Origin of the sequence: Moritella marina ATCC 15381 (assembly GCF_008931805.1) — a bacterium.
In the GTDB taxonomy this organism is placed as follows: Bacteria; Pseudomonadota; Gammaproteobacteria; order Enterobacterales; family Moritellaceae; genus Moritella; species Moritella marina.
This window is the reverse complement of record NZ_CP044399.1, coordinates 4,679,624-4,697,243: the sequence shown is the minus strand read 5'-3', so window position 1 is coordinate 4,697,243 and position 17,620 is coordinate 4,679,624. Positions and strand designations below refer to the sequence as shown.

The window sequence follows — 17,620 nt, the reverse complement described above, 5'->3', positions numbered from 1 at the left end:
TTTATTGACCCATGCCAAAAATTACTACTGTAACGGTTTTAATTAGAATTTTAATATCATTCATGAATGTATGATGCTTAATGTAATACATATCATATTTATGCTTCCATATCGCATCTTCCGTTGAAGCACCATATGGATAGCTAACTTGAGCTAAACCTGTTACACCAGGCTTAACAGCATGCCTAAAACGATAAAATGGAATTTCTTTTTCTAATTCAGTGATAAAAACTTCACGCTCAGGCCTAGGACCTACAATCGACATTTCACTTTTAAATATATTAATAATTTGTGGTAACTCATCAATACGAGTTTTACGAATAAATTTACCGATTTTCGTTACACGAGCATCATTTTTAGATGCCCACTGCGCACCATCTTTTTCTACATCATTACGCATCGAACGAAATTTATAAACAAAGAATTCATTATTAAAAAGACCTGTTCTCTTTTGTTTATATAATACAGGGCCAGGGCTTTCAAGTTTAATCGCTATAGCTGCGATTAGGGCAATTGGCCAAGTCAACATAAATAAAATAACAGCACAAATAAGGTCTAAAAATCGTTTATTTCTTTGCTTTACTTTCTTAGATAGAATAGAAAATGATTTTTGATGTAAAAAATAGCTCGAATGTAATAACTCAACTTCAGTATACTTGAGAATACGATCAAGATAACTAACTAAAGGCTCAACACTTGCACCATATTTAATCGCTTGTACGAGGTAAAGTTGCTTATCTTCAGATAAGTCCGCCGATCTATAATGACAAAAAATTTTGTCGTTATAGTCTTTTATACTGTAATCATTAAAAATAACTTTAAATGAATTCTTTTCACATAAGAGTGAAATTTCATTAACCTTATACTCTGGACAAAAAATATATATTTTATTATTCACCATACCCCCCTTGTTTATAAAAATCTTTATACCAATCAACAAATGCTTCAACACCCTCTTTAACACCAACTTTGGCCTTATATCCTGTAGCTTCAAATAAATCAGTGGTATCAGCATAAGTCTTGTATACATCACCAGGTTGCATGTCACGGAAGTTTTTCTTTGCTTCAATGCCTAAAGCTTCTTCAATCGCTCCAATGAAATCCATTAGGCTAATCGGACTACCGTGACCAATATTGTATACGCTATATGGTGCAGAGCTTGTTGCTGGTGAACCAGTTTCAACTTTCCAATCTACATCAACAGTTGGAATCACATCTTGAATACGAATAATACCTTCAACAATATCGTCAATGTACGTAAAGTCACGCCACATATCCCCATTATTATTAATATCGATAATTTCGCCATCCAATATCTTTTTAGTAAAAATAAATGGTGCCATATCAGGACGGCCAGCAGGACCATATACTGTGAAGAAACGTAAACCAGTGGTTGGCATATTATATAAATGAGAGTAAGAATGTGCCATTAGCTCATTTGATTTTTTCGTTGCCGCATACAAAGATACTGGATGATCAACTGAATCGCTAGTTTCAAATGGTGTTTTGCTGTTTAAGCCATAAACCGAGCTTGATGAAGCGTATACAAGGTGTTTCACTTTGTTATGGCGGCAGCCTTCTAAAATAGTTAAATGGCCGATAAGGTTAGAGTCAGCGTATGCCATCGGGTTTTCAATAGAATAACGGACACCCGCTTGTGCGGCGAGGTGAATCACTTTATCAAATTGCTGTTCCGCAAACAGAGCTGCAATACTATCACGGTCAGCTAAATCCATTTCGATAAATTGAAATGTTACTAAGGGATTGATTTCGTCTAAACGCGCTAGCTTTAAATTAACATCATAATAATCATTCAAATTATCTATACCGATAACTTGATGACCTAAAGAGCACAAACGGGAAACCACTTGCGAACCAATAAAACCAGCAACGCCGGTAACTAAGTATTTCATTATGATAACCTTAAAAAACTGAAAAGAGATGCAAGATGGTAGGAATAAGCATTACAAAAATAGTAAAACACTAAAGTGATTATTTAGCGCTTTAAAGAAACCTAAAGAGACAGCTCAAGATTATTAATCAGAACCAAATAAATCACGAGTATAAACCTTATCTACAACTGATATTAACGCATCTTCCATACGGTTCGATACAATAACATCAGACATCTTTTTAAACTCTTCGAAATCAGTTATTACACGAGAATTAAAGAATGATTTTTCTTTTAATACTGGTTCATAAATAACAACTTCAATACCCCTGGCTTTAATACGTTTCATAATGCCTTGGATAGACGAAGCACGAAAATTATCAGATCCAGTTTTCATTATTAAACGATAAATACCAACAATCTTTGGATTTCTATTGATAATAGATGATGCAATATAATCTTTACGCACCGTATTAGAATCAACAATAGAACTGATTAATGAATTTGGTACATCTTCAAAATTAGCACGAAGCTGCTTTGTGTCTTTTGGTAGACAATAGCCGCCATAACCAAATGACGGATTGTTATAATGATGACCAATACGAGGGTCTAAACCTACACCTTCAATAATCTGACGCGCGTTTAAAGTATGAGTTTCAGCATACGAATCCAATTCATTGAAATAAGATACACGCATTGCAAGATAAGTATTTGAAAACAACTTAACCGCTTCAGCTTCTGTTGAATCCGTAAATAAGATATCGATATTTTCTTTAATCGCACCTTGTGCCAATAAACCAGCGAACACTTCAGCTCTTTCAGACTGTTCACCAACAATAATCCGAGACGGATGAAGGTTATCGTATAGGGCTTTCCCTTCACGTAAAAATTCTGGTGAGAAAATAATATTGCTACAACATAAACTTTTCTTAATACGCTTAGTATAACCCACTGGTACAGTTGACTTTATTACCATTACGGCGGTTGGGTTAATTTTCATTACAGCTTTAATTACAGCTTCAACAGACGAGGTATTAAAGTAGTTATTAACGCTATCGTAATCAGTTGGCGTAGCAATAATGACAAAGTCTGCATCTTGATAAGCCAGTACTTGATCTAATGTCGCAATAAAATTTAATTCTTTATTTTGTAAAAAACATTCAATTTCAGCATCTGAAATTGGTGAAATATTCTTATTTAATTGATTGACTTTTTCCTCCACAATATCAACAGCAATTACTTCATTGTGTTGTGCAAGCAGCATTGCATTTGATAAACCTACATAGCCGGTACCGGCGATAGCTATTTTCATTATCAATCCATATTTAATCGTTAAATAATAAATCCCTTTAATTATTAATTAAAGGATAAGGTATATGAGGTGTTAGGTATAAAGATCCATTTTCACTTAAATGGTTAGAATCAAAATAAGATAAACTACCATTTATTAGTGGCGAGCATTCCCCACCTTTACAAAAAACGTTATCAAGTGAAATAAAATGAACATTTTTATACTTATCACTCATTTCAGATAGCTTTAAATTAGCTTTTCTATAATCGCTATTAACATCCATATTGCAAACGACACTACTATTAATGGTTTTTCTAAGTATACATTTAGATACGTTTGATTCAAATAAAGGAACCTGAGATATAATATAAACATCTTTGATGTTATTCGATAACCATTTAACAGTATCTTCAACATCGCCAAAGATATCGAGACGCGATTCCCAACGTGAAGCAAGATAAATAAAATCATAATTTTTTATATTAGTCTTAATAAACTCTCTATTTTCAGAACACATGTTAGAATAACGTCCTAAATTTCCGCTAGTGATAAGAGGTACACATTGAGCTAACGTTCTTTGATACACAGAAAAGTTATGGATTTCCCCTAGTTGATTTATCGCAGGTGCAAAATGAGCTGCATGTGAGTCCCCCCATAGAAGTCCCTTTAATTTCGAACCATTACTACCTAATATGCAATTTTCATCGCCCCAAACATCTCTATCTTCAGAAACTTGACACCAGCCAGAATTTGAATCGGGGTATATAGCATTCTTTACCTGCTCCCTTCCACCTAAAGAAGATATTCGAGCATTAATAAGTTTATCAAATGGAACCGCGAAAACTACAACAGATATAATCAGCAATGGAATCATATAATAGTATATTAAAACAGATTTAAAATTAAAATTAAATCTAATGAATGGAACTTCTACAAATCGATACGAAAGGGATGACAGCGTAAAAACAAAAAATAAAATATAAAATATTTCAGCACTTTTTATTTCTATTCCCGTGTAATTGAAATAAACAATAATAGGCCAATGCCATAAATATATTGAATATGATATCTGCCCTAAATATACCATAGGCTTAATCGAGAATAGTTTATTAACAAAAGAATCCTGCCTTGATATAATAAAAAAAACAGTACCTAATGTCGGAAAAATAGATAAATAACCAGGGTAATAATCATCTTTTGATATATATACAATTGAATATATTATAAAAAATAAAAATAGAAAAGAAAAAAGTGTGTTATAAGAATTAATTTTGTTTTTAAATCGTTCATCACTTAATAAAACCCCTAAGATAGCACCTGCTAATAACTCATGACCTCGAGCAAGAAGGAAGTAATATCCTACTCGGCTACTATTAACAGTTATAATTTCAGAAATACAAATGAGAATAAATAATAATGTAAAAACACCTGTATATAATTTATTACCTTTAAGTTTCAACAATCCTATCAGAAGAATTGGCCATATGAAATAAAACTGTTCCTCCACAGATAAAGACCAAGTATGGAGCAAAGGGAACAGCTCTGTTTCTGACGAAAAGTAGCCTGTGGACTCTTTTATAAAGTACATATTCGAAAGTGATAACATCCCCGAAATGTAACTTTTAAGTAATTTATTAAAATCATCAGGGACCATCACAAAGTAAAATACAATAATAGTAACCGAAGAGATAAATATATATAGTGGAAATATTCTTTTTAATCTTCTTTTGTAGAAATTAGAAAATAAGAAATTTTTCTCTTTAATTTCATTAAAAATAATACTAGTAATTAAAAATCCAGAAATCACAAAAAATATATCTACACCAATAAATCCACCAGGTATATTAAGTCCTAAATGATAAAATACAACTAAACCGACAGCTAAGGTTCTAAGACCATCAATATCCTTTCTATATACTAACTTCATCCTAATCCTATAAAAAATATAACACTATCTAGTACCCTGTTCTGCTTTATAACACAAAGCTAAACACAACCAAAATTCCTTTGCTATATATGGATCATTCACCAACCCAAAAATTAACATTGGAAATATAATCAACAACGATTCAACTGTTGAAACACTATTTTTTATTAAATAATATAAAATAAAAAACCAAGTAAAAAAACCTACAATTCCAAATTCTGCTAAAACTCTCAAATAATTATTATGTACTTGTATTGGTTTTCCATTCTCTATTTCATATAGAAGAAATGAATTATTACCTACTCCATACACTATGTTATTAGAAAATAACTCCCACGCTCTTACCCAGTGAGTGAAACGCCCACTACTGTAATCACCATCACTACTTTGAAACCTTGATAAACCATATATACTATCTAAATCTATACTGTTAACTATAAAAATAATAACGATAATAACTAATAAAACATAAAGACTATACCTTACATTTTTAATAAAAAAGTATATTGCTAGAGGAATAAAAGCTGCAAGTATACCACCTCTAGAACCTGTCAATACGATAGCTAATAATATAACAACAATTTTAAACCCAACATACTTACTTTTATAAATGAGCAGTAAAACAGGAATGAAACATAAAGTTAAAGATAGGTAATTAGGGTTAGCCTGAAACCCAGATAACCGAGGAAATCCAGTTCGACTATAAACAAACTCAGAGAAATACCCCGTATTAATAAAAAGAACAAATAAAATCACAGATATTAAAGATGCTAATACAGCCCAAAAAATCAATCTAGATACTACATACTTAAAGCCCAAAAAATCTGAAAAATAAACAATCAAGATAAAAATCATGACACCTTGAAATAAATAAATAATATGCATAGCTAAGTAATCTACATTTTCGGTTATAAACACTTGGCTAATAACAATGCTGAAAAAGATAGAGAATAATATAAATATATTCATTTGTTTTTTGGTTATATTCTTAGAAAAGCACACCATAATAATCAAATTAGCAACAATAAGAGCTTCAAACACTCCAGATGGAAAAAGACTTCTGAAGAAAACTAAACAAAAGAATATATTAATTAAATAGCAGCATATTTTATTTTTATTTATTACTAACATGTTTATTCACAATAATTGAAGACATTAAAATTATTACTACATATGTAATAAGGCCGACTAAGCTATAAATACCTAAACCAGATAAGAAATCATCAGGATCTATAAAAAAGAATAATAAAGATGCTTTAATTATAAAGTCAACCAACTCAACAAATGAATATATTTTCATCTTTCTTAAGTAAATAAGCACCCCTGTAGCAGGAACTTGAATCATAGATAGTGTAATCCATGGCAATAATACCATTACTATTTCAGCAGACATCCTCCACTGAGAACCTAGTATAAAAACAATAATATCGGTCGAAAATTTATACATAAAAAGATAGAACAATAAGGATAGTAATATAAGTGGAATCAACCATGATAAATAACATTTAAATTTATTAATTGACTTTGAGAAATCACTAAGGAAGATCTGTCTAATAGATGTATTAATAAAATTAACCGGTGTTCTAAGCAGACGTTCAGCCATTAAGTAATAACCAGCAAGAACAAACTCTCCTGATATACTAAGAAATATAATGGGTAGATTCATAGTTAGAGAGTTTAAAAGCCCCTGTGGTATTGCATATTTTATATATGATAAATTTCGCTTCAACACATTTACAATGTTATCTAACCGTACTATTTCAAATTTTAACTGCTTTATGATGGGAATTACATTACCAATAACCATTGACATAATTAAAATGATAAATGTTGTAAAATATAAACCAAAACCAATTTGTCCCACAGAAATAAACATACTACGAACGACTCTAACCTTAGATAAATAATTTATTTTATCTAACCTTGTTAAGTAATAAGTGACGTTTTGAAATAACGAAATCGAGATAGAAAGCAAGATCAAGCATATAACAGAAGATAGCTCACTAAATTGAGTCAAGCCCCAGATAGACCCCACAATAATTGATATTATAACACCTAAAAATAATGCTACAGCCATAGTTTCATGAGAATCATCAGATGATTCTGAAATTAAAGCGATATCAAGTTTTAGAGAACTATTGAGACCAATTACTGTTCCAACAGCTAAAATTGATGCATAGATTCCCACTTGCTCAGTAGAATATAAACGGCTAATTACAGGAGCAGACATAAGCAACATTAATTGAGAAAATGCACTGATTGAAATATTCTTAATCTTATTTAATTTAAGCAACATCTAAACCATAACATTTTATTGTTTTATCTATCATTTTATCTACTGTAAAACTATCTTCATAACTATGTCTAGCATTAATAGACATATCTAAGCGCAAAGTACTACTTTCACATAACATTCTAATTTTGTAACTTAAATCATTGTAATCAGAACGTTCGACTAAATATCCATTGTATCCATCTGTAATAGCTTCAGAACAACCACCCACATCAGATGCTATGACAGGTAAACCAGCACTTAATGCTTCAACAATCGATATAGGAAAACCTTCCCAATTTGAGATTAATAAAAAGGCATCATAATCAATTAATTTTTTTTCGACATGACTTCTATCTATTTGGCCTAAGAAATTTATTTTATCTACAACACCAAGTTCCAATGATAATTCTTTCAGTTTGTTGTCATTACCAGCACCAATGAAATCAACTTTAATATCAATATCTTTGATCAAAGATATTGCTTTAATTACACTGGAATGGTCCTTTTGTTCACAAAAACGTGCAACCATGACAAATTTAAATGAAGACTTATTTTTTATTTTCACATTTGTTTCAATGAAATTATTATTATTATGTACGCCATTATGAATAACTGTTGAATTATTTTCACTTAAGATATTATGACTAATTCCTAATTTTTGATCGAAACTAGACACGCAAATTGTTCTGTCTGAGTATCTCACCATGAATAGTTCTATTGCTGTATATATAATTTTCTTTAATCTACTAACACCATCAGTAAAAGACCAACCATGTACAGTGAAGCTATTACTTACATTATGATTAAAACATACCAAACGAGTTAAAATACCAGCTTTTGATGAATGTGATGCAACAAAATCAAAACCATCATTAAGTATTAGAGCTTCAATTTCTCGGTAAGCTTTAAAATCCTTTAAAATAGATATACTCCGTTTTAAATTATCAAATATATGACACTTAATCTTTGTATTGTCAAAATTTTGAAATAATACACCGTCACTTCCAGCTGCAACCGTGACATCATGGCCTAACTTACTTAAAGATGTGGCCAAATCTATAACATGAGTTTGAGCCCCACCAATTTCATCACCACGAGTAATGACTATTAATATTTTTTTATTTTTCATTAAGAAATGCACTCCAAAATGATTGCCTTACAATATCTAAATTACGTTTATCATATCTTTTTGATGTTTCAAAATTTTCAGCTGAGTGATTTATTTGATTATTTTCATCTAATAAATATTTAATATCTAAGCTTAACTTTCTAAAATCATATTTATTATGAATTAACTTTTCATTAATTAACTCCGGTAATCCTCCTGCATTTGATGCTGCAATAGGCAGAGCTCGACTCATGGCTTCAATAGTCGCACGAGGAAGACCTTCTTGAAATGATGGTTGAATATATATATCTATATTATCAAGCCAATTGAAAATTTCCTCTCTACTCTTTGTTCCGTGGAATATAACTTTATCTTCTAGATTAAGGCTTATAGCTAAATCTAGATAACGTTTTTGACAACCTCCACCGACAACTTCCAAAACCACATTATTCATATCTAACTCTGATAGTGCTTTTATCGCAATATCTATACCTTTAACATTAGTTTTTAATGTTCCTATTAATCCGATTCTTATAAGAATTTTTTCATCTATGATCTTATTAACTCTTTTACTTAATATATTGCTATTTATTTCCGTAATTTCTACGTTAGATGCCGATGCCGTAATACCATCACATGGATATTTTTTTTGTAAAATATAATTCGTAACATAAATCGCATAAGAAGCTTCACTTATAGCTTTTTTAACACGGTAAGTCATAAAAGGTGCGTATAACTTCCCCTTCAAACTACCATGATTCCATAAACCATCCCACGTACAACCAACCACTTCGACTGCAGCATTAATATTTAATTCTTTTGCAACCTGAAGTGCTAGTAATCCTAATTCACTAGGGAGTCTAACTATAATTTTCTGTATATTTTTATTTATTAATTCGTTTTTAATTTTTAGTTTTATTATTTTCTTATTCTTAATAATTTTTAATGGTGTATTATATTTTTCAAATAAAATAAAGTCTGTAAAGTAATCATTCGAAAGTAAGGAATCGTGAATTTCAACATTGGAATTGTTATTTTTCCTTCCAAAGACATACAGTTTATTATGATAATTGGGATTAAAATAACGTTTCCAAACATTTTTATTTAACGAGCCAGTAGTATAAGTGTTATTTTCATACTCAACAAAGTAATGATCGTGTATAAATGCAATATTAAACAAAATACCCCCTAACCATATTAAGCATATTTAAACGTTCTTCTTCGAATACTTTTTTAGATAACTTCAACTCATTTATATATTCATGTCTATGAATTGTAATATTTTCATACATTTCCATGAGTAATGAATCCGATGCATCTTCAATATCTACGACATACTTTTCTAAGTTCAATTCTTTCATTATACCTCTACTCTTATTACCTCCGTAGGCGATAGCAAAAGCAGGGACATTAAAGACTTGACTAAAAATAACAGAGTGAAACCTAGTTCCTGTAACTAAATCAAATTGGGAGTATATATCGGCTAATTCTCTATAATCACCTTCAATATCAATATGCATATTATCTTCTTTAGTTCTTTGCCTAATATCAGATATTGCAATATTATCATTCTCATGTGAGCTAGGACCTTGCACCTGAGTAATGAAATAAACTTCACAGTTTTTTTCACGTACTAACCAATCTGAAAATTTAGCCATTGCATCAATATATTCTATATATTTATCTTCCGGATTTTCACTTTTTGGGAATCTATATGGTCGTGCAGTTATAGCCACTTTAGTTTTATTTGAATCTATTTTTATATTAGATTTTTTTCTTTTTATAAAATATCCAAAATCAGGCCCATAATGAACATTTTTAAGTTTTAATTCATTTTCTAGTACATTTTTTGATATTTTCTCTCTTGCATATACAATTTTACAAGTGGTTAAAATCCATGATAAATATCTTGTTGCTAGGCTATTTCTTTGAAAAGGTCCAAATGAATTTGGTAATATGAAAACTTTAACATTGAGTCTCCAACCTAATAAAATATAAAATGTTTGGTACCAAATATAATAAAAATCTGTAAACTTACCATACGTATGTAAAAAGCCACCGCCTTTAACGAAATATGCATCACAGGATTTTAGAAATAAAAAACTATTTACCTGTTCTTTATTAGATAGTAGGATTTTATATAACTGAGGAAAGCAGATTAACAATGATAACCGTACAAAGTCACATACACCAGTTGTAATCATGAGAAATATATTAAGTAAATCATCATGAGCAGCGGTTGATTTACTTTTCCTACCTCTTCTAGGATGTCCCAATATATTTCTCGCTAATTTGAATCCCTCTTTGCCTGTTTGGTTTGTTTGTATAAACCGTTCTTCATCCGTATCACCAGTATCAATAATTCGAACATCCGTTTTACCTTTGAATATATCTTCGGCAAAGTAAACTGATTCCCAAACAAGCGCTTGATCACCTCGATTTAAATCTGTACACGCAGGTACTATTGCTATATTTTTCATTTTCACTCTTAGTTAAAGTTTATATAATTAATTTTTAAGCACAAATTTAAAATTAATGCTATAATTTCCAAAAGGTTAGCTTTAAAGTTTATCACTCTCATAGCTATAATTATAATAACCATAGCCATAAGACGAACTAGCCTTCTTCTCTACAGCATTCAGAATAAAACCTTTCACTTCAATCCCTGCCATTTCAAAGCGGTGACGTGCGACTTCAATTTCTTTTACTGTATTTTGACCAAAGCGTCCAACCATCAAGGTTGTTCCGGCAAGCGCACCAACAATACTTGGGTCTGTTACCGCAAGTACAGGTGGCGTATCGATGATAACTAAATCATATTGGCTTGATGCCCATTCAACAAAATCAGCAAAGCGCGGATGCATTAACAATTCAGAAGGGTTTGGTGGGATTTGACCACGAGTAATCACATCTAGATTTTCAATGCCCGATGTTTTAATTACGTCTTTAGTTTCTAACTTACCTGAAAGCATTTCTGACAAGCCACGATCCCAATTAAGGTTGAAGTGACGTTGTAAATAACCTTTACGCATATCACCATCGACAATCAGTACTTTTTGGCCTGTCTTCGCAATAACAGCGGCAAAGTTTACCGATACAAACGATTTACCAATACCAGGTGCAGGACCCGAGATCATAACCACATTGTTCTTCGCTTCCATCATGGCAAAGTGCATGCTGGTACGCAAACCACGTAATGCTTCAATTGACAGATCAGCAGGGTTTGATTCAGCTAATAATGTTTCATGTAATTCGAATTTTTTCTTACGCTTGTTATGCTTAAGCTTGCTGTCCATTTCAGCCTGCCAATCAGACATTGGGATGCTCGCATAAACCGGTAACCCTAATGCTTCAACTTCATCTGGGTTTTCAACACCTTTATGCAATGCCGCACGTACTAGTACAACAGCAACCGAGAGTATGCCCCCTAATAAGGTCGCTAATACCACAATCAGTGATTTCTTCGGTTTAACCGCGTTGCTATAGGCTTGTGCTGTATCTAAAATACGAACGTTACCAACCGTACCCGCTTTTAAAATATTCAGCTCTTGAACCTTATTCAGCAATTGAATATAAATCTGCTGATTTACTTCAACATCACGCTTCATGCGTAATACATCACGTTGCGTTTTCGGTAACTGTTGTACTAATGCATTTAGCTTGTCTTGTTTCGCTAACAATACCTCGCGTTTATCAAGTAACGATTTATACGCAGGATGGTCCTTGGTAAAGCGTTGGCTAATTTCACTTTCTTTAAAGGTAAGTTCATTTAACTGTTTTTCGAGTGCAACCATAACGTTTAACGTAGATTGCGCTTCTAAGCCCAAATCAATCGAATCATTTGCTTGACGGAAACGATTAAGAATATCTTCAGACGCTGTTAATTCAACTTTAATATTAGGCAAATGGCCTTGTAAAAACGTCAAGCTTTTTTCTGCTTCTGCTGAATTTCGATCTACATTTTGTAAAAAGTAATTCTGGCTTACATCATTCAAAATAGCTTGAATTAAAACTTTATCTTCACCACTAAACGATAACTGTAAAATTCCCGTTTGCTTACCGCGCTCACTTACCGATAAACCAGCTTGTAACCATTGAATTGCATCAAATTGAGATCGTTTAACAACAGCAAATTCATCTGCATTGTTACCTACTAACGCTTGTACGAATAAACGGTATTCATTGTTTTGCGCTAGCTCACCGACAACACCTGATAATACCTTACGTTCATCGGCGTCATATAATGAATAAGCACCTTTACTGGCATCATCAATAATCAAACTAAATGCAGGCTCTACATATGCATAACTTGGGATGTCAAAACGGCTAATAGCAATGTCATTCTGTTGGCCACTAATACGAGCCAGCCCTTTACCTACATAAGGTAAATATGTTGGCACAGCAAGTGTGGTTAAATTTAGTTTTTCAACCGTTTTACTTAAGATCATACGTGACTTAATGATCTCAACTTCAGTTGTCGCTGACGACTCACTAGAAAACATATCGCCCATGTCGCCAACCAATGCCGACATGCCACTGCTCTTTTGTTCAACTTGGATTAACGCATCTGCTTTGTAAACCGGTGTTGCTAATAACGCATAAGCGACACCAAATATCGTAAAGATAAAAATAATGGCGATAATGCCCCAACGCGCATCGAGTAATATACCGAATAATTTACCTAAATCGATTTCGTCCGCATCGCTACTCTTGATTACGTTCTGCGACGGCTGCGGTTTATTCGTTTGATTAAGAGTATTACTGCTCATAATTATTATCTAATTCCAATATTTAAATTTAATAACCTAGCTTAACTTTTTAGCCCAAGCATTAGCTGAAGCTTCAATGAGTTTATAAGCATGATCAAACGCTTCTTTACTTTGGCGATACGGATCAGGTATATCTTGTTTTTGTAACCATTGGCTAAACAACATCGTTTTACCACGGGCTTCAGGGGCAATATTGGTCACCGCATTGATATGACCTTGTTCCATCACTAAGATCAAATCAAACTCACGACATAATGCAGACGTTAACTGACGACCTTGATGGCCAGCTAAGCTAATACCATTTTCTTCCGCAACCTGACAAGCCTGTTTATCTGCAGGTTTACCGACAAGCGCACCAACACCCGCTGATTCGATGTTTTTATTCGGTAATAACGACTTAAGTAAATACTCGCCCGATGGTGAGCGGCAAATATTACCCACGCACACCACTAAAATATTATTAAACATTACCAAGCCCTCACATTATTAATGCCTTCAGTCAGCTGATTAAATCCTGAAACTGTTGGTAATATCTGACCGATAACACGATTCCAACGGGTAATCGGCGCCGCTGTTACGTAAACAATGTCGTAAGGTTGTAATTCGAATTCAGTGCCAATAACCAAGGCCGCAGCATTGCTAATATCGAGTTGATAAATGTCAGCAATCGTATTTGCAGTGTCTTTTGATTCAGCTTTTAATTCAGTAGTCGATTCATTCTTTGATTCAACATTGTCGATATCTACAGTGCGGTTAGCACGAACCACAAAGATACCAGTAGCATCTGCAGCGAGCTGGTTAATACCGCCAACGCTGCTTAATGCTTCAGTCAGGCTCATGCCGGCACGGTCAATCTTTAACAACTTAGGCTCTTTCACTTCACCCATGACAAATACTTTTTGGCCATCGTTACGTGGCACATGAATAATATCACCCGGCATTAATAATCGGTTTTGAGTTAAATCACCGCGTTGCATCAAAGCGTATAGCGACAGTGCTTGTTCAGAGCCTTGGCGGGTTAAGGTAATATTACGCCAATCCGCGTCTTCCGCTAACCCTCCCGCACTGTTAATCGCATCCAGTACCGTTAGTGGTACATTACTAATAAATTGCTGACCAGGTTTATTCACTTCACCTGTGATGTACGTTTTTTTAGAGCGGAATGCCGCAACATTGACGTCGACTTGTGGCGTTTCGATAAACTTGGCTAGTTTTTTAGTTAACATAGCGCGAATTTCAACTACTGTTTTATCTGCAACGTCAACAAAACCGATATAAGGATAGAAAATAGTACCGTCTGCGTGTACCCAGTTACCCGATTCACTGGCACTACGGTAAGAACCTGCAGGAATCGTTAATTCAGGGTGATCCCAAATAGTCACATTTAAAATATCACCCGCACCAACGCGGTATTCATACGCCGCTAGCTTGGCATCTAATGCCGGATTAATCTGTGCACTTTGGCGCGGCGCTTTGTAGGTCGCCATTTTGTCTGCCGTTAATGGATATAAATTAACGCGATCTAAAATATCAACACTTTCTGAGCTATCTCCGTAATTATTATCATTATTTTTTGCAGATGTTTGTTGAACGTCTATATTTAAGCTATCTACGTTCAGATAAGAGCCAGGTACAGTACAACCCGCTAGTATTATAGGTAAGGCCGCAGCCACCAATAATCTTTTATAATGATTCATAATATCCAGAGTTATATTTTATAGTGACGGGGTTATACGCGGTAATGCGACAATAGCGAAATAGCGAAATAGCGAAATAGCGAAATAGAGTAAAGTATTAATTTATTGTATCAACAAGCACGCTACCGCCCTAGGGTTGCAGTACCCCAAGACCGATGACTCATTAAATTATAATAATTAACACAACCATAAAGTATTACAAACAAACACTCTATTTATTACTTTCTATTTATTACTTTCTATTTACACTCAAAAACGACGCTATGTTCGCATAACTATCCCATTTGAGCAAGCAATTTAGCTACTACCTATTGGTTACAAAGGTTAAATTAAGCCAATCTAAGTATTAACTATTAGATACAGGTATAACTTTAAAAATCAGGTATGACTTTAAAAACCAGGTATGGCATAGTTTAAAACCTTTGGCATGTGGAATTATACAATATCCAAGTCAATACAATGCCATTATTTTGTAACCGTGTGTCAGCGCTCTGTTTGTAATACTTTCATTACTTACTTAAGTAACGTAAAATGCCTGCTAAATCGACCTAATTCCAGCGTTATTGCATCATTAAATTGATCATAACTCATTGACGTTAACCTAGAGAACTGAATGAATAACCTTCCCCAACAGCATATCCCGCATGATAATAACGACGAGATAGATCTTTTCGAACTGTTTTCAACTTTATGGCAAGAAAAGCTTAAAATCATTTCTGTTACATTTATATTTATGGTTACCTCACTTATCTATGCGCTCAACGCAACAGAAACATGGTCAGTGAGCACAACTGTTGATACACCAACCTCAAGAAACGTTAAACAATATAATCTTAATCGTGTATTTGTAAACGAAGGTATTAGCACGCTCAATAAAAGTGCTGAAATAAGTACCAGAGAGCAAGTTACGACAGAACAAGTCATCAATATTACGACTAATAACAACAACAACAACAACAACAACAACAACAACAAAGAATTACCTAACATCAAAGAATTGCACGAGCTATTTATTAGTGAAGCGCGGATGACAACGAACCAAGTAAAATTTTTCAAAATGCAGCCTTTATTTAAAACTGTCGTTACTGAAGAAAATCTCGATGAGATTGAACAAAATAACTACGCTTATGACTGGGTTGAAGACAACATTACTTTCACCGCTGAAAATCAAAAGAAAGTTAACTTTAATGACAAAATTGGTACTAGTATCAGTATTAGTGCTATTAAACCTCAAGATGCATTAGTACTTAATCAAGCGTATCTCGATTTCATTAACGCCCTGATGATGGAACGTATTCGCGATCAGATACACTCGGATCTAGATTTGGCGATACAACAGGTGGTTAATTATGAACAAAGTTATGTTAACCATGAAAGAGTACTACTTGAACAAAGAATATATGCCCTTGAGCAGAATATTAAAATAGCCAAACAAGCTAATATTAAAAACTTTGTCACGCAAAGCATCCCATTAGAATCAGCACCAGAATACACTAAAGGTTATGAAATTTTAGCCGCTGAACGATTTGTATTAATTCAGCAGCTCGCAAACTACGATTCTCATGCTACAGCTATGAGTGGTAACGCATTATTGATCAAGAAATGGCGTCACTTTAACGACACGATGCAACTTGATGACTTTAACTTCTATCGCTTCACTGACGAACCTAAGTTACCTCAAACACGTGATAAGCCAAAACGTGCGCTTATTCTAGTATTAGGTACATTACTTGGTCTGATGTTGAGTGTTGCTTACGTATTAGTGATGAGCGCAGTGCGTAACCATAGAAATACTAAAGAAGCTTAATTATTTATACATATAGATATTAACAGATACAAAAATGCCGAATGAATTCATTCGGCATTTTTCATTCTATAATTTATAAACTACATCTTTGCGTAAACAGTACGGTCTACAACTTAGCTAATAACTGCCATGAAGTTTGACCACTCGCCCAATACTTACGTTCGAACGGCGTTGTCGCTTCAGCAGCCGTATAAGTCTGCAATTCACTATCAACTTTCGCCAACTCCAACGCACGCTGAAACTCTTGTAAATACAACGGCCAGTTACTGCGTAACTCCAATTCACCACCTAAAGCGATAATAGACGGGAATACCGCGGCGCCATGCCAGCGACGTTGTAAATGTTTGGCTTTCGGCCATGGGTTTGGATACAAGATATAATGCTTGTGTAACTGCCAACCTGCATCAACCGCTAAACGCCATAAATCATTTAAATCAACTTGGAACAAATGGTAAACCTGACCATCCACTTGATGCGCATGACGATGCTGCTCATTACGATCTAAGCGGTCTGCAGACTTATCCATACCAAATACTAAACAGTCTGGGTGCAGTTGTGCGATTTTTGCCGTACTTTCTCCTACACCACAGCATGAATCAAAGATAATTGGGCGTGGATCTGCTGCAACAATCGCTTGCATCTGTTCAAATGCTTCAACCGTATGCTGACGGTATGGTTTACGGAATTTATGCGCTAAATGCTTTAGCACCACTTCGTCTAAGTGCTCGTTCAAGCCTGTTTGGTTAGTGGTGATCTCGCGAGAATTACCCATAGCATCGTCTTGTGTTGTTTGCTGATTAGTGTTCATGTCTTTTACCGAGTTTTAAATATTTAGTGATGACCCCCCCTAGCCCC

General features: G+C 33.7%; 14 protein-coding genes. 1 reads left to right on the top strand and 13 read right to left on the bottom strand.

The features are described from left to right. Window position 1 precedes the first annotated feature (1 nt). The 12 genes from FR932_RS21210 to FR932_RS21155 all read right to left on the bottom strand — a co-directional run bounded on the left by FR932_RS21210 (window position 2) and on the right by FR932_RS21155 (window position 14,958). A complete protein-coding gene (locus FR932_RS21210) occupies window positions 2-901 on the bottom strand; it encodes an exopolysaccharide biosynthesis polyprenyl glycosylphosphotransferase (protein WP_019440358.1) in 900 nt (299 codons plus the stop codon). Next, the gene (locus FR932_RS21205) at window positions 891-1,913 is read right to left on the bottom strand and encodes an NAD-dependent epimerase (protein WP_019440359.1); all 1,023 of its coding nucleotides are present in this window, start codon (window positions 1,911-1,913) and stop codon (window positions 891-893) included. The genes FR932_RS21210 and FR932_RS21205 overlap by 11 nt, the downstream gene beginning before the upstream one ends. Before the next feature lie 123 nt (window positions 1,914-2,036). Further along, the gene (locus tag FR932_RS21200; protein WP_019440360.1) at window positions 2,037-3,203 is read right to left on the bottom strand and encodes a nucleotide sugar dehydrogenase; all 1,167 of its coding nucleotides are present in this window, start codon (window positions 3,201-3,203) and stop codon (window positions 2,037-2,039) included. A gap of 37 nt (window positions 3,204-3,240) precedes the next feature. After that, window positions 3,241-5,109 carry an acyltransferase family protein gene (locus FR932_RS21195; protein WP_019440361.1) on the bottom strand — a complete coding sequence of 623 codons (1,869 nt, stop codon included), beginning with the start codon at window positions 5,107-5,109 and terminating at the stop codon, window positions 3,241-3,243. A gap of 24 nt (window positions 5,110-5,133) precedes the next feature. Then, window positions 5,134-6,240, bottom strand: coding sequence for an O-antigen ligase family protein (locus FR932_RS21190; RefSeq protein ID WP_019440362.1), 1,107 nt, complete (start codon window positions 6,238-6,240; stop codon window positions 5,134-5,136). Beyond that, the gene (locus tag FR932_RS21185; protein WP_019440363.1) at window positions 6,224-7,405 is read right to left on the bottom strand and encodes a lipopolysaccharide biosynthesis protein; all 1,182 of its coding nucleotides are present in this window, start codon (window positions 7,403-7,405) and stop codon (window positions 6,224-6,226) included. The genes FR932_RS21190 and FR932_RS21185 overlap by 17 nt, the downstream gene beginning before the upstream one ends. Beyond that, window positions 7,395-8,513: a glycosyltransferase family 4 protein gene (locus tag FR932_RS21180; RefSeq protein ID WP_019440364.1), complete on the bottom strand. Its 1,119-nt coding sequence runs from the start codon at window positions 8,511-8,513 to the stop codon at window positions 7,395-7,397. The genes FR932_RS21185 and FR932_RS21180 overlap by 11 nt, the downstream gene beginning before the upstream one ends. Further along, window positions 8,503-9,672, bottom strand: a complete 1,170-nt coding sequence (locus FR932_RS21175) for a glycosyltransferase (RefSeq protein WP_019440365.1) — start codon at window positions 9,670-9,672, stop codon at window positions 8,503-8,505. The genes FR932_RS21180 and FR932_RS21175 overlap by 11 nt, the downstream gene beginning before the upstream one ends. Further along, a complete protein-coding gene (locus tag FR932_RS21170; RefSeq protein ID WP_019440366.1) occupies window positions 9,665-10,972 on the bottom strand; it encodes a polysaccharide pyruvyl transferase family protein in 1,308 nt (435 codons plus the stop codon). Before FR932_RS21170 ends, FR932_RS21175 begins: the two co-directional genes overlap by 8 nt. Before the next feature lie 81 nt (window positions 10,973-11,053). After that, entirely contained in the window at window positions 11,054-13,261 is a 2,208-nt protein-coding gene (locus FR932_RS21165; RefSeq protein ID WP_019440367.1) for a polysaccharide biosynthesis tyrosine autokinase, read from the bottom strand. Window positions 13,262-13,297: 36 nt separating this feature from the next. Next, window positions 13,298-13,729: an arsenate reductase/protein-tyrosine-phosphatase family protein gene (locus FR932_RS21160; RefSeq protein WP_019440368.1), complete on the bottom strand. Its 432-nt coding sequence runs from the start codon at window positions 13,727-13,729 to the stop codon at window positions 13,298-13,300. Continuing rightward, entirely contained in the window at window positions 13,729-14,958 is a 1,230-nt protein-coding gene (locus tag FR932_RS21155; RefSeq protein WP_019440369.1) for a polysaccharide export protein, read from the bottom strand. Before FR932_RS21155 ends, FR932_RS21160 begins: the two co-directional genes overlap by 1 nt. Window positions 14,959-15,571: 613 nt before the next feature. Between FR932_RS21155 and FR932_RS21150 the strand changes: the two genes are divergently transcribed. Further along, the gene (locus FR932_RS21150) at window positions 15,572-16,765 is read left to right on the top strand and encodes an LPS O-antigen chain length determinant protein WzzB (protein WP_019440370.1); all 1,194 of its coding nucleotides are present in this window, start codon (window positions 15,572-15,574) and stop codon (window positions 16,763-16,765) included. Window positions 16,766-16,871: 106 nt separating this feature from the next. Here the strand turns inward: FR932_RS21150 and trmB are convergent, their stop codons facing one another. Further along, window positions 16,872-17,573 carry a tRNA (guanine(46)-N(7))-methyltransferase TrmB gene (gene trmB, locus FR932_RS21145; protein ID WP_019440371.1) on the bottom strand — a complete coding sequence of 234 codons (702 nt, stop codon included), beginning with the start codon at window positions 17,571-17,573 and terminating at the stop codon, window positions 16,872-16,874. Window positions 17,574-17,620: the final 47 nt, after the last annotated feature.

Bases quoted from the DNA above. Each gene is read 5' to 3' on its own strand.
- FR932_RS21210 (WP_019440358.1), bottom strand. From the start codon at position 901: ATGGTGAATAATAAAATATATATTTTTTGTCCAGAGTATAAGGTTAAT.
- FR932_RS21205 (WP_019440359.1), bottom strand. From the start codon at position 1,913: ATGAAATACTTAGTTACCGGCGTTGCTGGTTTTATTGGTTCGCAAGTG.
- FR932_RS21200 (WP_019440360.1), bottom strand. From the start codon at position 3,203: ATGAAAATAGCTATCGCCGGTACCGGCTATGTAGGTTTATCAAATGCA.
- FR932_RS21195 (WP_019440361.1), bottom strand. From the start codon at position 5,109: ATGAAGTTAGTATATAGAAAGGATATTGATGGTCTTAGAACCTTAGCT.
- FR932_RS21190 (WP_019440362.1), bottom strand. From the start codon at position 6,240: ATGTTAGTAATAAATAAAAATAAAATATGCTGCTATTTAATTAATATA.
- FR932_RS21185 (WP_019440363.1), bottom strand. From the start codon at position 7,405: ATGTTGCTTAAATTAAATAAGATTAAGAATATTTCAATCAGTGCATTT.
- FR932_RS21180 (WP_019440364.1), bottom strand. From the start codon at position 8,513: ATGAAAAATAAAAAAATATTAATAGTCATTACTCGTGGTGATGAAATT.
- FR932_RS21170 (WP_019440366.1), bottom strand. From the start codon at position 10,972: ATGAAAAATATAGCAATAGTACCTGCGTGTACAGATTTAAATCGAGGT.
- FR932_RS21165 (WP_019440367.1), bottom strand. From the start codon at position 13,261: ATGAGCAGTAATACTCTTAATCAAACGAATAAACCGCAGCCGTCGCAG.
- FR932_RS21160 (WP_019440368.1), bottom strand. From the start codon at position 13,729: ATGTTTAATAATATTTTAGTGGTGTGCGTGGGTAATATTTGCCGCTCA.
- FR932_RS21155 (WP_019440369.1), bottom strand. From the start codon at position 14,958: ATGAATCATTATAAAAGATTATTGGTGGCTGCGGCCTTACCTATAATA.
- FR932_RS21150 (WP_019440370.1), top strand. From the start codon at position 15,572: ATGAATAACCTTCCCCAACAGCATATCCCGCATGATAATAACGACGAG.
- trmB (WP_019440371.1), bottom strand. From the start codon at position 17,573: ATGAACACTAATCAGCAAACAACACAAGACGATGCTATGGGTAATTCT.